We start from the raw sequence: 17779 nt of genomic DNA on the forward strand, positions 1-17779 counted from the left end.
CGCCCTCATCACCGCGTCACACTCGGACGCGCTCGTGGCCGCCCCCCCATCGGCTCCATCGGATGTTGTACGCAACGTATGTGGGAGGTGACTCGAAGCACACCGTCAACTTCTGCCAGATGCTGGCGCCGAACTTGACGAACAACCGACAGACGAACTCCGCCGGTGCGCCGGCCGGTCGGGGTGTGCCGCATTGAGAGTTTGGTGCGCAGTCGTTGATCTGTCGGCTCAGCACCAACGATTCCGCACCAAACTCTCAGCGGGAGATGGCGAGCGAGGTTGTCGGGAGGTCGCGGAGCAGTCGTGCGATATGCGCTCGTCCGGCGGACTCTGCGACGTCGGGGTCGCCGAGCTGCAGTGCACCGAGGATGACCCTGTGCTCCGCGAGTGCCTGTGCCATTCCGCCGGGGGAGCGGTGGGTCTGATACATGCCGAGTCGGATCTGGCCCTGCAGCATGTCGAGTGACGAGATGAGGCGTGAGCTCCCCGCGACTGCTCGGATGGCGGCATGGAACGCGGCGTCGATCTCGTAGTGCCGGTCGACGTCGCCGGCCTCGATCGCTGAGGCATGTTGGGCCACGAGTGCTTCGAGTTCGGTCGCGGCGTCGTCGTCGAACCGCGGCGCGGCTAGCCGGCACGCCAGCCCCTCGAGCACCTCGCGCAGCTGGTAGATCTCGACGAGGTCGTCCTGGGCGAGGTCGGCGACCACTGCTCCGCGGTTCGGCGTGACGTTCGCCAGGCCCTCGTGCGCAATCCGCGCGATCGCCTCCCGCGCGGGGCTACGGCTGATACCGAGGCGATCCGCGACGACCGGAACCGACAGGCGGGTGCCGGGCCGAAGCTCGTGGGCAAGGATCGAGTCGCGCAGAGAGATGTACGCCTGCTCGGCGAGTCCTACCTCGACGCTGGCTTCGACTTGAGTCATGGTTGCTCCTCAATGCATGCAATCAATCACCCGGTGTGCGGAGTCTATCGTGCTTGTTCGCGGATCGTTGGACGCCAGATGCCCTATGAGTATGCATCAACGTGCCCAGTGATAGTGTATAAAGACACCTGACATATAGATATAACTTACATGCAGAATCTGGCATAGTGGCGGATGCGGCCGTCGCCGTGCCGGGGGCGGCGGCGGACCCAGATCCATCCGCCTCACGCGAACGGAGGAGGTTCCATGACGCAGACCGCCGTGGTCGAGACGCATGGACGTACGGGCGTACGCCATGCCGAGAGCATCGGCGTCGCATCCAGGAAGATCGTGCTGGGAGTGCTCGGGTTCGCGATCGCGATCGCCGTGTGGTGGCTGCTAGCCCTGTGGGGCGTGGGCAATGGACGAATACCTGCGCCGGGAGACGTGCTGAGTGCGACGCGGGCGATGTTCGCCAACCAGCAGCTACTGTTGGACATCAGGGTGAGCCTCACGCGTGTGCTGATCGGTGTCGCCATCGGTAGCGCGATCGCGCTACCCGTCGGATACCTCCTCGCGTGGTTCCGGCCCGTTCGCGAGACGTTCGAGCCACTCGTCAACTTCGGGCGTGCTATTCCTCCGATCGCTCTTATCCCGTTGGCGATCCCGATCTTCGGCATCGGCGAGTCAGCGCGCATCTCGATCCTTGTGTTCGCCGCGTTCTTCTCTGCGGTCATCGTCATGTTCGAAGGCATCTCGAGCGTCGACCCGGTTCTCGTACGCGCTGCACGCGCCCTTGGAGCGAACCGCTGGGAGATCTTCGCGAAGGTGGCGGTCCCCGCGGTTGTGCCCCACGTGTTCACCGCCGTACGCGTTGCGATCGGCGTCTCCTGGGCGACGCTGGTCGCCGCCGAGTTGATCGCGTCGGAGCAAGGACTCGGCGCCGTAATCAAGGACGCTCAGAACTTCAACCGGATGGCCGACGTCTGCGTCGGGATCATCCTGATCGGAGTCTGCGCGTTGGTGATGGACGCCGTGCTCAAGCTGGCCCAGCGTCAACTCACCAGATGGCAGGAGAAGAGCGGATGAGTCTCACCATGGACACGCAGTCGACCGTGACCTCGGATGCGATCACTTTCGACGGCATCGGCAAGCACTACGACCGATCCGGCGAACGCCTACAGGTCTTACAGGACTGCAGTTTCGAGATCAGCGAGGGCGAGTTCGTCTCGGTGATCGGACCATCCGGCTGCGGTAAGACGACCCTGCTGGGCATGGCCGCCGGGTTCACTCACCCTGACAACGGCCAGGTGCGCGTCGGCAGCCAGGTCGTACGCGAGCCGCACTCCAGCCGTGGCGTGGTCTTCCAGCAGTACGCGGTGTTCCCGTGGCTCACGGTTGCCCAGAACATCGGGTACGGCCTGACGCTGCGCGCGAACCGCGTCCCGCGTAAGCAGCGACACGAGATCGTTGCGCACTACGTCGAGCAGATGGGGTTGACCGGGTTCGAAGACGTACACCCAAAGGACCTCTCCGGCGGTATGCGGCAGCGAGTCGCGATCGCCCGGGCGTACGCGACGAATCCGCGCGTACTGCTGATGGATGAGCCGTTCGCCGCCCTCGACGCGCAGACCCGCGAGCACATGCAGGAGCTGCTGCACGAGACCCAGCTCGAGGAGCAACGCACCGCGTTGTTCATCACCCACAGCGTCGAGGAGGCGATCTACTTGTCCAACCGGGTCGTCGTCCTGAGCAACAGGCCGGCGAAGGTGCGCGAGGTGATCGATATCCCGATCGATGCGCCACGTACGCCCGACACTCGCCTTGCCAGGGACTTCGTCGACCTCCGACGCGATATCGAACGGCTGCTGCGCGACAGCTCGGCCGAGAGGAGCACAGCATGACATCACGGCTACGCAGGCGGGTGACGGGCATTGCGGCAGTCCTCGCGCTCGCGGCGATCAGCGCCTGTGCGCTCGAGGACGACGAGAGTGGCGCGACGACGAAGGACGGCGAGACCGTCGTCAAGATCGGGTACCTGCACACGGTAGCGGTCGATACCCATATGTGGCTCGGGATCGAGAAAGGCATCTTCGAGGAGCACGGTCTGAAGATCGACCCGGTGCCGTTCGACACGGGCATCGAGGAGAGCCAGGCGTTGAGCGGTGGATCTGTCGACGTGGCGATGATGGGCGGCGTCCTCTCGAACTTCCCGGCCACTGGCAGCGGCACGGTGTTCCTTGCGAACGACGTCGAGTTCGATACCGCACAGCTCTGGGTTGCCCCGGACTCCGGCATCAAGACCGTTGCGGACCTCGAAGGCAAGAAGGTCGCGACGACGGAGGGTACGACCGCGCATGTGTATCTCTACAACGCGATCAAGGAAGCGGGGATCGACCCGGACTCGGTCGAAATCCTGAACACCGACATGCCGGCTGCCGTGAGTGCGTTCGTCTCCGACAATGTGCCGGCCGTCGCCCTATGGGTGCCGTTCGACGAGACGGTCAAGAACGACGTCAAGGGTGCCAAGATGATCGACTCCGCCAAGGAGTACTACCCGGAGTCAGCGATCTTGGGCGGTTGGGCCGCCAGCGACGACCTTTACGACGGCGACAAGGAAGTACTGGAGAAGCTCTCGGCCGCGTGGCTCGACATCAATGACGAGCTCGTACAGAACACCGACCAGGCGCTGAAGACCGTGCACGAGTCGGCGTACTCCGACACTCAGGAGCTTGCAGACACCAAACGGCAGTTCAGCTTCGCCCGCCTGTACCCGAACGACAAATGGGCGCAGCTATGGAAGGGAGGCGATGTTGAGAAGTGGATCGGCCAAGCGGAGCAGATCTTCGTCGACGTCGGCGGCATCCCGGAGTTCGTCGAACCGAGTGAGTTCGTCGATACCTCGATCTTCCTGGACGCGTACGACGAGTGGAAGGCGGACAGCAAATGAGTACCGATCTCAGCATTCTCGGCCTCGGCACCATGGGCGGCCGGGTGGCAGTACGCGCGGTCGAAGCCGGCCTCGATGTCGTCGGGTACGACCCGGTGCCCGAAGCGCAGGAGCGTGCCGCAGCAGCAGGTGTGACGATTGCTGAGTCCGCCGAAGCATGCGCCGCATCGACCCCGATGGTGATCGTATCGGTGCCGAACCCCGAGCACGTCACCCAACTGGCGCGTGGTCCGCTGCAGAAATGCGTCGTCGGCTCCACGGTCGTGGACCTCTCGACGATCGACCCGATCACCGCACGCGAAGCGGCATCGACCGTCGCGCCAGGCGGCGTCACGTACCTCGACGCTCCGGTGCTCGGCCGTCCCGACAAGGTGGGCAACTGGACTCTCGTCGTGGGCGGTGAGGAGACCGCGGTCGAAGACGTCACTCCTTTGCTCCTTCGCGTGGCCGCAGCCAAGGTCGTACGCGTCGGAGACACCGGAGCGGGTTCGGTCGTCAAGTTGCTGAACAACCTGATGTTCGGCGCGATCAACGCAGTGACGGCTGAAGCGATCGCGCTCTGTCGCGACAACGACGTCGACCCAGCCGTATTCGTCGGTACAGTCGCGGACTCCGGCGCTGCGACGGTGTCGAACCTGTTCCGCGAGCTCGCACCGCGCATCGTCGACGGCGACGACGAACCGCTGTTCGCACTAGACCTGCTGACCAAGGACAACCGCCTTGCCGCCGAGCTCGCCAAGGCATCCGGATCGCGAGCGCCGATAGCCGAGGCGGTGAACGCCTTGAATGCCGAAGCAGTACGGCTCGGATTCGGCAAACGTGACAGCGGTGCGGTCTACCGCGCGTACGACGGCGAGCGGGCGTGACCGGCGGGCAGGCGTCGCTGCCCGTCGAGCTGGTCAGGATCTCGGTGCTTCGGGCACCGCTCGACGACGTGGTGCCGATGTCGTTCGGTCGGCTCGATGCACGGCAGACGTGTCTGGTCGAGTTGCGGGCCGGCGGCCTCACCGGCGTGGGTGAGAGCTGGATCAACTATCCCGGCTGGGCACCTGCCGAGCGGATCGCCACCCTGGCCGAAGGTGTCGCACCGTTGGTCGTCGGAGCCGATGCTACTGAGCCGACTGACGTGCTCCAGCGACTCACCGACGCCCTGTTGCCCATCGGACGTCAGTGGGGAGCTCCCGGGCCGGTGTGGCAGGCGATCAGCGCCATCGACATCGCTCTTTGGGACCTCGCCGCACGCGCCGAGGGGGTGCCGGTTGGTGAGCTGCTCGCCGATGATCCGTCGGCCGCGCGTACGTCGGTGCCAGCGTACGCGAGCGGCGTCGGGCCGACCGACGTCGCGCTCTTGTGCGAGCGGGGCCTGCGCGATGGTTTCACTGCGGTGAAGACGAAGATCGGGTTCGGGCGGGAACGCGATATCGCCACGCTTTCAGAGGCCCGCGCCGTGCTGGGCGATGATCACGGGCTCTTCGCAGACGCCAATCAGGCTTGGGCGATCGGTGATGCTATCGATATGCTCACCGTCCTCGACGCGTACCGGGTCGGATGGCTCGAGGAGCCATTGGCGGGCAACCACATCGACGACCTCGAGAAGCTCGCGTCGGCGACCGCTATCCCGATCGCGACCGGCGAGAACCTCTACGGTCTGGAGGAGTTCGAGGCGTACGCGTCGTCGCGCGCAGTCGGAATCCTGCAGCCCGATCTGGCGAAGTCGGGCGGGCTCACGATTGCCCGGCAGGTGGCGCGGGCGGCGTCCCACAGCGCGACCAGGCTCGCACCGCACTGCTACTCGAGCGCGGTCGGCCTCGTCGCCAGCGCACACCTAAGCGCCGCTTTCCCCGTCGTCGACTGGCTCGAGGTCGACGTACGTGACAACCCGTTACGCACAGAGCTGCTGAGTGAACCGCTCGGTTGGCATGACGGTGCGCTACAACCACCGATCGGTCCCGGGCTCGGCATCGAGCTGGATGAGGCGACCGTTCGCCGCTTTCGTACCCACGTCGAGGAGATCTCCTGATGAGCACCAACCCATTCCTGCCCTCCGCCACGGCCGTCCCGGCTGCTCGGATCGCCGGTCGTACGTATGAAGGCGAGCTGCACGACGTGCCCAATCCCGCAACCGGGGAGACGCTCGCGCAGGTCGGCTGGGCCGACGTCGGCGAGGTCGACGCCGCAGTTGCTTCCGCTCGAGGCGTTGCGTCGGAGTGGGCGGCGACACCTCCGCGCGAGCGTGCTGCGGCACTGCGCCGGATCGCGGAAAGCCTTCGAGACAACACCGGTGCACTTGCCGAGCTGATCTCCGCGGAGTCGGGTAAGCGACTGGCGGAGGCGACGGGCGAGGTCGGCTTCTCGGCGCAGTACCTGGACTGGTTCGCCGATGCCGCGACTCAGCCGCGCGATGAGCACTACGTGAACGCTGCTCGACGATTCATCGTGCAGCGCAGGCCGGTCGGCATCGTGGCGGCTGTGAGCCCATGGAACTTCCCGCTTTCGATTCCGGCCCGGAAGGTTGCTCCGGCACTTGCCGCCGGTTGCCCCGTTGTACAGAAGGCGTCCGAGTTGACTCCGCTGACGAGTGTCGCGTTCACCGAGCTCGCCGAGCCGCATCTGCCCGCGGGTCTGTTGTCCGTACTCGTCGGCGACGGCGAGAAGTTGACGACCGCGCTGGTTGACCACCCCGATGTAGCCGCGGTCAGCTTCACCGGGTCGACGCGCGTCGGTGTCGCAGTCGCCGAACGCGCCATGCGGACGATGACCCGAGTGACGATGGAGCTCGGCGGCAAGGCGCCGTTCATCGTGTGTGCGGACGCCGATCTGGATGACGCGATGGAGTCGCTGATGGTGGCGAAGTTCCGCAACAACGGAGCATCGTGCATTGCCGCGAACAACGTCTTCATCCATGAGTCGGTGTACGACGAGCTGGTCGGACGCCTGCGTGATCGGATCGATGGTCTGAACGTTGCCGACCCGTCGGATCCCGCGAGCGATCTCGGTCCGCTGTTGCGTCCCGAGCATGCGGAGCGGATGCGTACGTTGCTCGAGCGGGCAGCGCTCGACGGGTGTTCCGTCTCGACCGGGCCGGGGGGGCCGGCGACCGGTTGGTACGCCGCCCCCGCTCTGATCGAGGCCGATCGTGACACCGCCGCGTGGGAGGAAGAGATCTTCGGCCCGGTCTGTGCGGTACGCAAATTCTCAGCCGAGGATGACGTCGTGGCCGAGGTCCGCTCATGGCAGATCGGGCTCGGTGGATATGTGATGTCGAGCGATGCCGAGCATGCGGCGTCGCTGGCGTCACGTCTGACCGTCGGAATCGTCGGCATCAACAACGGTGCACCGAACACGCCCGAGGTGCCGTTCGGGGGCGTCGGCTACTCAGGTCTCGGTCACGAAGGCGGGCTCCGCGGGTTGCTGGAGTTCACCGAGGAGCAGACGCTGTCCTTCTCTCGGTGACCTGAGCGTCGCGTACGTGGCGAGTTCGCAGAGTGCGAAGTCTGCTGGCGTCAACCAAGCGATGGCGCAGGTCGCAGCGCGGACAGTCGGCGCCCCTCGGGAAGCAGTCCCGCGAAGAACGCCGGGACGGCCCCACTGGCCGCGACCAGCGGATCCGCTGTGAGGGGCAGTGAGGTCGCGACCGGCGAGCCACCGCCCGCAAGCCAGGAGTCGTCATAACGAGAGTCGACCCCACCCGAGGTGCGTTCGAGGTGGGCCGCGAGCCGACCGCCCTTGTAGACGTCCGCACGCTGGGCGGTGGTGTAGTCGGCCGGCAACCCACTGCCTTCGGCACGACACTCCGATATCATGGAACCTCGTCTTGACCAAGGTCGTACAGGTGGGCCAGCTCCTTGCCAATGGTCACGGTGCCTTCGCGCTGACCTCGCTCGAGCGCGAGGTGGAGCCCGAGCACTCGCAGCACGGAGAGGAGCTTGTCGAGTTGCAGCGTGGACTTCCCGGTCTCGATGGCATGCACGAACCGAGTCGAGCATCCGGCGAGCTCGGCGAGCTCGGCCTGGCGTAGGTCGAGCTCCTCGCGGCGCAGCGAGACGGTGGCCGCGAGCGCGCCATATTCAGATGCACGATCGTGCGCTGAAGTTCGTGATTTTCGTAGTGATGCCATGATGATCGTCCATTGATGCATGTACGTGCATCGGAACACTCCGAAACGGGATCGGATCGGAGATCCGTGGGTCAGAATGATCGTACGTGCATCTCAGTCCTGCAGTCAGCCCGTTGCGGCCCAGCGGCGCAAGCGCGAATGCGCGCCGCCGTACACCTCGTCGAACGGCAGCAGCTGCTTGTCGATCTTCGCGACCATCGTGTACGCGGTGTCGCATACGTTCGCCACCGGCGTGAGCGCCGTCTGCGACACCAGCTGGTACGCATCCATGCGGGAGAGCTCGCAGTTGTCGCAGATCAGGTCGATCAGATCGAGATGAGCGATGCGAAACGCATCTTCGAGCGGCCGGGTCGAGCCCGTGGACATGACGTAACGATCGCTTTCGAGTCGCGGCCAGGGTGTCGGAGTGCCCTTGATGAGCTCGACGATGAAGGCCGTGTCCATTGCGGTCTCGACGGCGACGCCGCACGTCTCGCCCTCGGCCTGACGCGCATGTCCGTCGCCGAGGCTGAGCATTCCACCGGGCACATTGACCCCGAGGTAGCACGTCACGCCGGCCCGCATCTCCGGTGTGTCCATGTTGCCGCCCCACGAGCCCGGCGTGAGCGAAGAGCGCACCTCGCCGAGCGGGGGAGCGACGCCGACGGTGCCGTGCATCGGATCCATCGGTAGGTCGATGGTGATGTCGGAGTCGAGCGCGTCGTAGCGTACGAGCCCGCGCTCGACGTCGAGGTCGTAGATCCACGTCCGTTCCGGAAGCGGATCGTGCAGGAGAGCCGTGAGCGGAGTCGCCGTGAGCGCACCGAACAACGGCACGGTCGTCGAGACTCCCCAGTCGACGCTCGGGGTGATGGACACGAAATGGACGGCGATCGTGTCGCCCGGTTCGGCGCCCTCGACGTAGAACGGCCCGGTCTGCGGGTTCAGGTAGGCGGGGTCGGTCACTACCGAGGTCATGTCGTCGGTCGTACGAACGGCTCCGTTGAAGCAGTCGGCTGTCCACGTCGTGACGAGCGTGCCCGGGCGGATCGAGGCGACCGGCTCGACACCCCCGAAGGTGTAGACGAGTCGCGATCGATCGGCGTCCCGGTCGACCTCGTGGTGCAGGTTGTACGGTGCGTTCACGTTGATCTGTCCGTTCTTGCTGTGCTCACCCGACGATGCATCGGATCCGACCGTAGCGGGTCGTCGGATCGGGCGGCGGTCGGTGTGTTGAGCAGATAGGGTCGAGTCGATGTTCGAACCGGCCCTGGGTACGCGATGCTGAGGCTGCATCGTGGCGAGCGGGCCGACGCGTTGGTCCGCGGGCTTGCGGAGGTGCTCGCCACACCGCCGGAAGACCCGTTCACGCCCGATGTCGTGGCAGTGCCGTCGCAAGGCGTCGAACGGTGGATAGCGCAGCAGCTGTCGACGGACCTCGGCACCGAAGCCGGTCGCCACGACGGCATCTGCGCGAACGTGGAGTTCCCGTCGCCGCGACGCCTCGTCGGCGACCTGCTCGCCGCGGCACTCGAGCTGGAACCCGACGACGACCCGTGGCGTGAACGCCGACTGCTCTGGCCGCTATTAGAGGTCATCGACGACTCCGTCGGCGAACCATGGGCGGCGACACTCGCGCGCCATCTGCACGTCCACGATGACGATTTCGACGCCGGCCGACGGGTGTCTGTGGCGCAGAAGCTTGCCGCGCTGTACACCGCGTACGGCGCCAACCGCCCGCAGATGGTGCAAGCCTGGGCGCGAGGTGACGACGCCGACGGCGCGGGCGCCTCGCTCGCGCCCGACCTGCGCTGGCAAGCGCAGCTGTGGCGCCGGCTGCGGAACCACCTCGCCGTCGAAAGCCCCGCGGAGCGCCTCGACCGCGCCTGCGAGCGCATCCGCGACGACCCCGGAGCCGTCGATCTGCCCGAGCGACTGTCGTTGTTCGGACCCACCCGGCTGACGAGCGAGCAGCTGTACGTACTCGACGCGCTGGCGGTCGGTCGCGACGTGCATCTCTGGCTGCCGCATCCGTCGCACGGGCTGTGGGATCGCCTGCAGGCAGTGTCCGACACACCTGTCGTACGTCGCGACGACTCGACCGCGAGGCTTCCCGCTCATCCGCTCGTGCGTTCCATGGCACGTGACGCACGCGAGATGCAGCTCCGGCTCGCGTCCCACACCGCGGTCGGCGATGACACCTACGAAGGCGACGACGGAACCGCAACGACACTGCTGGCGCAACTGCAGCGCGACATCCATACCGACCGCGCTCCGACCGGAGACCACACCGTGGCCCGCAACGATCGATCGGTGCAGGTCCATGCGTGTCACGGGCGGCAACGGCAGGTCGAGGTGCTACGCGAGGTGATCATCGGCGCGCTCGCCGACGACCCGACCCTCGAGCCGCGCGACATCGTGGTGATGTGCCCTGACATCGAGAGTTGGGCACCGCTCATGACCGCCAGTTTCGGTTTCGCGTACGCGACCGAGGAATCACGAGACGCCTCCGACCGATCTCATCCTGGCCAGCGGCTGCAGATCCGACTGGCCGACCGATCGCTGCGTCAGACGAACCCGGTGCTCTCGGTCGTCGCACAGCTCCTCGATGTCGCCGACGGAAGAATGACGGCGTCCGACCTACTCGATCTGGCCGCGATGCCCTCAGTACGCAGACGATTCACGTTCGACGACGATGCGCTCGAACGGGTCGGCGACTGGGTTCGCCAGTCCGGTGTCCGGTGGGGCCTCGATGCCGAGCATCGTGGGCAGTACGGGCTTGGCGGCTTCGCTGCGAATACATGGCGCACTGGTCTCGACCGGGTGCTCACCGGTGTGGCGATGGGCGCCGACGATCTGCAACCACTGGGGCTCGCGCTGCCTCTCGACGACGTCGACAGCACCGAGGTCGATCTTGCAGGGCGGTTTACAGAGTTCGTCGATCGCGTTGCAGCGTTGTCCGATCGACTCCGAGGGCGCCACCCGTTGCAGACCTGGATCGACACTCTGCTCGATGCGATCGACCTGCTGAACGACTCTTCGCCGTCGGAGCAATGGCAGCTCCTGCACGCTCGCCGACAGCTCACCGCGGCACTGACGGCTGCGGGAGAGCTCGCCGGTCAGATCGGCCTTCGCCTGCCCGATGTACGCGCGCTGCTCGCCGACCGGCTGCAAGGTCGACCGACACGGGCGAACTTCCGCACCGGACATCTGACGATCTGCACGATGGTTCCGATGCGGTCCGTTCCCCATCGCGTCGTATGCCTACTGGGTCTCGACGACGGGGTCTTCCCGCGCACCGGGCGTACCGACGGCGACGACATCCTCGCGCGTGCACCGCTGATCGGCGAGCGCGATCCGCGGTCGGAAGATCGCCAGCTGTTCCTCGACGCCGTGCTCGCTGCGCGCGACAACCTGGTGATCTGCTACACCGGCGCGGATGAGCGTACCGGCGCCGAACGACCGCCCGCGGTGCCAGTGGCCGAGCTGATCGACGCGATCGGACGCACGACTGACGAATCCGTCATCGACCAGGTAGTCGTACGCCATCCGCTTCAGCCGTTCGACGTACGCAACTTCGAGCCCGGAGAGCTCGGTTCAGACCGGCCGTTCAGCTTCGACGCGGCCGCGTACTCCGGTGCTCGGGCAACGCTCGATGACCGGACTCAGCCGAGGCCGTTCCTCCAAGCCCCACTCGAACCAGAGCGGCTCGAGCTCGTCGAGCTCGATGAGCTGATCAGATTCTTCGAACACCCGGTACGCGCATTTCTGCGCCACCGACTCGGTCTCTCGGGCATCCCTGAAATCGACGAGACCGTCGACGCGCTGCCCATCGAACTCGGTCCGCTCGAGGCGTGGAGCATCGGCGACCGGATGCTCGATGCGCGGCTGCGCGGCATCGACCAGGAAACGGCCGTACGCGCCGAGTGGTTGCGCGGCGGTATCCCACCGGGCGGCCTCGGCAGGGCCGAGTTGGACCCAATCGCCGCAGACGTCGAACTCGTCGTGAGCGCGACCGACGATCTCCGGCGAGGCGCGTCGACCACGGTCGAGGTGGCCGCCGACATCGACGGCGTTCGACTCGTCGGCGCGGTCACGAACGTCTACGAACGAGAAGTCGTCCGGATTCTCTACTCGCGGCTCGGCGCCAAGCACCGGATTCGCGCCTGGGTACAGCTGCTGGCGTTGGTCAGCGCTCAACCGCAAGATCGTTGGGGCGTCACAACAGTTGGCCGCAGCAGGGGCGGTGTGTCGATCTCGCGCATCCGCGACATCGACCCGGCCGTCGCGCGTACGACACTCGGGTCACTGATCTCGCTCTACGCGCAGGGCATGCGCGAGCCGTTGCCGATGCCTCCGAAGACGGCCTGCGCGTACGCCGAACGCCGCCGCGGAGGAGTGCGCGTCGACCCGAGCCTCAAGCTCGCCGAACGTCAGTGGCGGAGCTCATCGAACAACAGCGAGTACGGCGAGTTCGACGACGACAGTCACCGGCGCGTATGGGGCGACGCTCAGATCGGCGTGCTGACTGCTCAGCCGCGCATCGGGGACGAGTGGCCGGACGAGCCACACCGATTCGGCCAGCTCGCCCGGCAGGTCTGGGAGTCCCTCCTCGACGTCGAGGAGGTCAGCGGGCCGTGACACCGACGTTCGACCTCTACGGCGAGTTGCCGACCGGCACCACAGTCCTCGAAGCGAGTGCGGGTACGGGCAAGACCCATACGATCGCCACGCTTGCCGTGCGCTACCTGGCCGCAGGCGTGCCGATCGACTCGATGATGATGATCACCTTCGGTCGCGCGGCGACGGTCGAGCTTCGCGAGCGGGTACGCGAACGCATCACGTACGCGGCGCACGCGCTCGCACTGGGTGATGCGTCCGACGACCTCATCGCGTACCTCCTCGATGCCGACGCCGACGAGGTCGCCGAACGCCAGCGTCGCCTGGCCGCGGCCGTCGCCGACTTCGACGCCGCCACGATCGCAACGACACATGGATTCTGCCAACAGATGCTGGCAGGGCTGGGCATCACGGCCGATGTCGACCATGACGTCCGATTTGCAGAAGACACCTCGGACGTCGTCAGCGAGGTGGTCGACGATCTTTACGTGCGCGCGTACGGCGGCCCTCGCAGTTCCGCACCGGCATTCCCCCTCGCCAAGGCGGTCGCCATCGCGATGAACGCGGTCGGTGACCACAACGCCCGACTCGAACCGCAGGACGCCGACCGTGACTCTGTCGCCGACCTCTGCCGCCGCATCGCCGAGGCCTCACGCACCGGAGTCACCGAACGTAAACGGCAGCGCCGGTTGATGGATTACGACGATCTGCTCGTGCAGTTGCGCGATGCGCTCACCGACGACTCGACCGGCGCCGACGCACAGGCACGTATCCGCGCTCGCTACTCCGTTGTACTCGTCGACGAGTTCCAGGACACCGACCCGGTGCAATGGGAGATCCTCGAGAGCACCTTCCACGGCCATCGGACCTTGGTCCTCATCGGAGACCCGAAACAGGCGATCTACGCCTTCCGTGGCGCCGACGTCATCACGTACCTCGATGCGACGGCAGCGGCGGAGGCGACATCGACGCTCGGCACGAACTGGCGCAGCGACGCCCCACTCGTAAGCGCGCTGGGCAGCATCATGTCCGAGGTCAGTCTCGGGGATGAGCGGATCGCCGTGCACGAGGTCGACGCCGCGTACGAGGGCTCCAGCATCGTCGGTGAGCGCGCCACACCGATGCGCTTGCGTACGGTGACTCGCAACCAACTGGAAGTCGGGTCGAACGGCCTCATCCCGGTTGCCGCTGTGCGTACGCACATTGCTGCAGATGTTGCACAGGACATTGTCGCGCTGCTCGCTTCCAACACCATGATTCGAGACCGTGACGATGCCGAGCACGCGGTGAGCCCGGGCGACGTGGCGGTGCTCGTGCAGCGCAATGTCGACGGGCAGACGATTCGCGATGCGTTGCGGGACGTCGGCGTCCCCGCCGTGGTGACCGGTACGTCGAGCGTGTTCCTCTCCGATGCGGCGACCGACTGGCTCAGCCTGCTGACCGCGCTGGAGCAACCTCATCGTCCCGGGCTCATTCGATCGGCCGCGCTGACCTGCTTCGTCGGCTGGACGGCCGAGCAGCTAGCCGTCGATGAGTCCGGAGTCGACCGGCTCGCTGGCACCTTGCGGAGCTGGGCAGACACGCTTGCCAAGAGGGGAGTCGCCGCGCTGCTCGAAACAGTCAGCGCGACCACAGCGCTTGCCGAACGCCTGCTTGCACAGGCGAACGGCGAACGCGAGCTGGCAGACGTACGTCATATCGGGCAGATCCTGCACGCAGAGGCAGGTCGCGCAGAGATGGGCGTCAGCGCGCTCGTCGGATGGCTGCGGACGCGCATTCACGAAGCCCGCGGCGATGTCAGCGAGGAGCGCAGTCGGCGCCTCGAATCAGATGCGAACGCCGTCCAGATCGTCACCGTGCATCGCGCCAAGGGCTTGGAATTCCCGATCGTGTACGCGCCGTTCCTATGGGACCGCTACGTGCCGAAGAACCCAGACCCGTTGCGATTGCACGATGCCGACGGCCGGCGGGTGTTGGATGTCGGTGGCCCAGGCGGGCCCGGGTACGCCGAGCGGCGCCGTGCGCATGCCGACGAGGACGCCGGTGAGTCTCTGCGGCTCGCGTACGTCGCGCTGACGCGTGCACGGTCGCAGGTCGTTGCGTACTGGGCGCCGACCAGTAACACCCCGACCGCACCTCTGCACCGGATGCTGTTCGGCACCCGCGGGCTCGACGGTTCACTACCTGGCTCGGTGTCCGTACCAGCGGATGCGGCCGTACGAACCCGGCTCGCGTCGCTGGCCGAGCGAGCGAGCGGCGCGATCGGGGTCGAGACCGTGGTCGGCCGCGGTGATCTGACGTGGCGGCCGGAGACCGCGGGCGCCCCGGTGCTCGCAGTACGCGAGTTCGATCGTGCGATCGACGAGGCGTGGGCGCGCATGTCGTACTCGCGTCTGACGGCAGGTATGCACGAGTTCGACGACGGCACGACCAGCGAGGCTGCCGATCCCGGGACCGTCGACGAGCCGCCGGTCGACGTCAGCGCGACAGCTGAGGATCACGGACCGATCTCACCGATGGCCGGGCTTCCCGTCGGCGCGTCCTTCGGTACGCATGTGCACTCGGTGCTCGAACAGCTCGACTTCACCGACCCCGACGCAAGGCAGGCGATCATCGACCTGTCGGCGGACTCGGGGCGAGCCATTGGCATCGAACCCGACACCCTTGCCGATGCGATGCTTCCGTCGCTGGCGACGCCGCTGGGCCCGCTCGCATCGAACGCGCGTCTGATCGACGTCACCCGCCGCGACCGACTGGACGAGCTCGACTTCGAGCTGCCGCTTGCCGGTGGTGACCGGACGACATCCGATGTGCACGTTGGTGCGATCGCGGGCCTCCTGCGTGAGCATCTTCCCGCCGACGATCCACTCGCCGCGTACGCCCGAGACCTCGAGGTGCCGCAGCTGTCCTCGCGCCGACTGCGGGGCTTCCTGACCGGCAGCATCGACCTCGTGCTGCGCGTGCGCTCTGATGACGACACCTCACGCCATCTGGTGGTCGACTACAAGACCAACTGGATCGGCACCGATGAGCACCTGACTGCGTGGCACTACCGGCCGGAGGCACTCGTCGAGGCCATGCGGGCGGCGCACTACCCGTTACAGGCGCTGCTCTACTCCGTCGCATTGCACAGGTTCCTGCGCTGGCGCCAGCCTGCGTACGACCCCGATACCCATCTAGGGGGAGTGCTGTACCTGTTCCTGCGCGGCATGTGCGGTGCGGAGACACCCGTCGTCGACGGCGTGCCCTGCGGCGTCTTCTCGTGGCGCCCGCCCAGCGCCTTGGTGGTCGCCCTGTCGGACCTCTTCGACGGTGGTGTTGCCTCGTGACGGCTGGCGATCTCGATCTCAGGTACGACGCGCAACGGGTGCCGCGGGCGACCGGGCTGCTCGCCGAGTTCAACCGCGCAGGAGTCTTGGCGGCGGCCGACGTGCATGTTGCGGAGGCACTCGGGCGGCTCGGTGGAGAGGATTCAGCCGAGGTTCTGTTGGCCGCGGCAATGGCCGTACGCTCGGTGCGACTCGGCTCTGCATGCGTCGACCTCTCGACGGTTCAGGACACGACGGTCGTCGAAGACGTCGCGATCGCCGAGCTTGCGTGGCCTACTACGGCGAGTTGGTGCGATGCGGTTGCACGCAGCCCGCTGATTGCTTCGGGCGGCGATGACCCAGTCGGTGTGCCGCTGCGTCTCGAGGGTTCTGCGCTCTACCTCGACCGCTATTGGCGAGATGAGCGTCTCGTCGCCGAAACAATCGATGCAACCCACGTCCGTACCCCGCCGACGGTCGACGAGGATCGCCTGGGCGGAGCAGTGGCCCGACTGTTCGGAGAGGAAGGCGCCGACCGGCAGCGACTCGCCGCCGTGATCGCGGTGCGTCGCTGGTTCAGCGTGATCGCTGGTGGGCCGGGCACAGGGAAGACGACGACTGTCGCGAGGCTCCTTGCGCTATTGGCCGATCAGCCTGGCCCACCGCCGCGTATCGCTCTTGCGGCGCCGACCGGCCGAGCCGCGGCGCGCCTGTTCGAGGCAGTGACCTCGGTATCGGAAGGCTTCGAGAGCGGCGATCGCGACCGGGTCAGCGGTGTACGCGCACAGACGTTGCATCGCCTTCTTGGTTGGAAACCCGGATCGCGTACCCGCTTCCGCCATGACAACACCAACCCGCTTCCGTACGATGCGGTGATCGTCGATGAAGCATCGATGGTCTCGCTGACGATGATGGCCCGGTTGGTCGACGCGTTGCGGACTGACGCCCGGTTGGTGCTGGTCGGGGATCCCGACCAGCTCGCATCGGTCGAGGTCGGCGCGGTGCTCGGTGACCTCGTCAGGCGAGACGCCGTCGCCGATACGACGCCGGTCGACACGTCGCTCGTAGAGCGAGATGTGGCCGACCTCGACTCGTCAGATCGTCATGCAGTGTTGGCCTCCGGGGTCGTACGCCTATCGCATGTGTATCGGTTCTCCGGCGAGATCGAGTCGCTCGCCGAGGGCGTACGCGCGGGCGACTCGGATGCGGTGCTCGCGCTATTGGACCGCGGATCGCAGAGCGTGGAGCTGGTTGCGGAGGACTCGCTCGGCGCCCTGCGTGCTGATGTCGCGCGTGCTGGGGGAGAGGTGGTCGGCGCCGCGCGCGCGGGTGAGCCAGCTCTGGCGGTCGACGCTCTCGGCGGCCATCGGCTGCTGTGCGCTCACCGCGAAGGCCCGTACGGTGTCGCGCGTTGGAGTCTGCGCGTCGAGGAGTGGCTGCGCGATGACATCGGCGGGTACGGCGCCGACGGGACTTGGTACGTCGGGCGTCCGCTGCTCGTGACGGCAAATGACTATCGGCTCGGCCTGTTCAATGGCGACACCGGAGTGGTCGTCGACGTCGACGGCGCAGCGCGCGCGGCGTTCCGCCGTGCGGGAGGGCTCGACGTACTCCCGACGAACCGGCTCGCCGAGGTGCAGACGATGCACGCGATGTCGGTACATCGCAGCCAGGGCAGCCAGTTCGACCGCGTCACGCTGATCCTGCCGCCGTCCGATTCGCCGATCCTCACCCGCGAACTGCTCTACACCGCCGTCACCCGGGCGAAGGAGCACGTACGCATCGTCGGCACCCGCGAGGCGCTGGCACTGGCGATCGAGCGGCCGATCGTACGGGCCAGCGGCCTTCGTACCCGTTGACCGGGAGAGTTCGGCGCGTAGTCGTTGGTGTACGCCGTACGT

13 protein-coding genes are annotated in these 17779 nt (G+C 66.6%); 9 read left to right on the top strand and 4 right to left on the bottom strand.

Annotated elements, in window-relative coordinates:
- Positions 1-256 precede the first annotated feature (256 nt).
- Positions 257-925, bottom strand: coding sequence for a GntR family transcriptional regulator (locus MU582_09230; protein UPK76803.1), 669 nt, complete (start codon positions 923-925; stop codon positions 257-259).
- 246 nt (positions 926-1171) lie between these two features.
- Between MU582_09230 and MU582_09235 the strand changes: the two genes are divergently transcribed.
- Genes MU582_09235 through MU582_09260 form a run of 6 tightly spaced genes read left to right on the top strand, consistent with a single transcriptional unit; the run spans position 1172 to position 7307 of the window.
- On the top strand, positions 1172-1993 hold the full coding sequence (locus MU582_09235) for an ABC transporter permease (GenBank protein UPK76804.1): 822 nt from the start codon (positions 1172-1174) through the stop codon (positions 1991-1993).
- On the top strand, positions 1990-2808 hold the full coding sequence (locus tag MU582_09240) for an ABC transporter ATP-binding protein (protein UPK76805.1): 819 nt from the start codon (positions 1990-1992) through the stop codon (positions 2806-2808). The genes MU582_09235 and MU582_09240 overlap by 4 nt, the downstream gene beginning before the upstream one ends.
- The gene (locus tag MU582_09245) at positions 2805-3854 is read left to right on the top strand and encodes an ABC transporter substrate-binding protein (protein UPK76806.1); all 1050 of its coding nucleotides are present in this window, start codon (positions 2805-2807) and stop codon (positions 3852-3854) included. The genes MU582_09240 and MU582_09245 overlap by 4 nt, the downstream gene beginning before the upstream one ends.
- Positions 3851-4720 (top strand): NAD(P)-dependent oxidoreductase, encoded by an 870-nt coding sequence (locus MU582_09250; GenBank protein UPK76807.1) that lies wholly within the window; start codon positions 3851-3853, stop codon positions 4718-4720. The genes MU582_09245 and MU582_09250 overlap by 4 nt, the downstream gene beginning before the upstream one ends.
- Positions 4717-5874 (top strand): mandelate racemase/muconate lactonizing enzyme family protein, encoded by a 1158-nt coding sequence (locus MU582_09255; protein UPK76808.1) that lies wholly within the window; start codon positions 4717-4719, stop codon positions 5872-5874. The genes MU582_09250 and MU582_09255 overlap by 4 nt, the downstream gene beginning before the upstream one ends.
- Entirely contained in the window at positions 5874-7307 is a 1434-nt protein-coding gene (locus MU582_09260; protein ID UPK76809.1) for an aldehyde dehydrogenase family protein, read from the top strand. The genes MU582_09255 and MU582_09260 overlap by 1 nt, the downstream gene beginning before the upstream one ends.
- Before the next feature lie 50 nt (positions 7308-7357).
- Here the strand turns inward: MU582_09260 and MU582_09265 are convergent, their stop codons facing one another.
- The 3 genes from MU582_09265 to MU582_09275 form a co-directional block, all read right to left on the bottom strand.
- Positions 7358-7657 (bottom strand): HipA N-terminal domain-containing protein, encoded by a 300-nt coding sequence (locus MU582_09265; protein ID UPK76810.1) that lies wholly within the window; start codon positions 7655-7657, stop codon positions 7358-7360.
- Entirely contained in the window at positions 7654-7971 is a 318-nt protein-coding gene (locus MU582_09270; protein UPK76811.1) for a helix-turn-helix domain-containing protein, read from the bottom strand. The genes MU582_09265 and MU582_09270 overlap by 4 nt, the downstream gene beginning before the upstream one ends.
- Positions 7972-8076: 105 nt before the next feature.
- Entirely contained in the window at positions 8077-9096 is a 1020-nt protein-coding gene (locus MU582_09275) for an acetamidase/formamidase family protein (protein UPK76812.1), read from the bottom strand.
- A 135-nt stretch (positions 9097-9231) separates the two neighbouring features.
- On the opposite strand from MU582_09275, the gene recC reads away from it, so the two are divergent.
- From recC to recD, 3 genes are read left to right on the top strand one after another with little or no spacing between them, the layout of a single operon-like run.
- Positions 9232-12591 (top strand): exodeoxyribonuclease V subunit gamma, encoded by a 3360-nt coding sequence (gene recC, locus MU582_09280; GenBank protein ID UPK76813.1) that lies wholly within the window; start codon positions 9232-9234, stop codon positions 12589-12591.
- Positions 12588-15899 carry a UvrD-helicase domain-containing protein gene (locus MU582_09285; GenBank protein ID UPK76814.1) on the top strand — a complete coding sequence of 1104 codons (3312 nt, stop codon included), beginning with the start codon at positions 12588-12590 and terminating at the stop codon, positions 15897-15899. The genes recC and MU582_09285 overlap by 4 nt, the downstream gene beginning before the upstream one ends.
- Complete coding sequence (gene recD, locus MU582_09290; GenBank protein ID UPK76815.1) at positions 15896-17737, top strand: exodeoxyribonuclease V subunit alpha; 1842 nt, start codon at positions 15896-15898, stop codon at positions 17735-17737. Before MU582_09285 ends, recD begins: the two co-directional genes overlap by 4 nt.
- Positions 17738-17779 lie beyond the last annotated feature (42 nt).

The organism is Nocardioidaceae bacterium SCSIO 66511 (assembly GCA_023100825.1).
Classification (GTDB): domain Bacteria; phylum Actinomycetota; class Actinomycetes; order Propionibacteriales; family Nocardioidaceae; genus Solicola.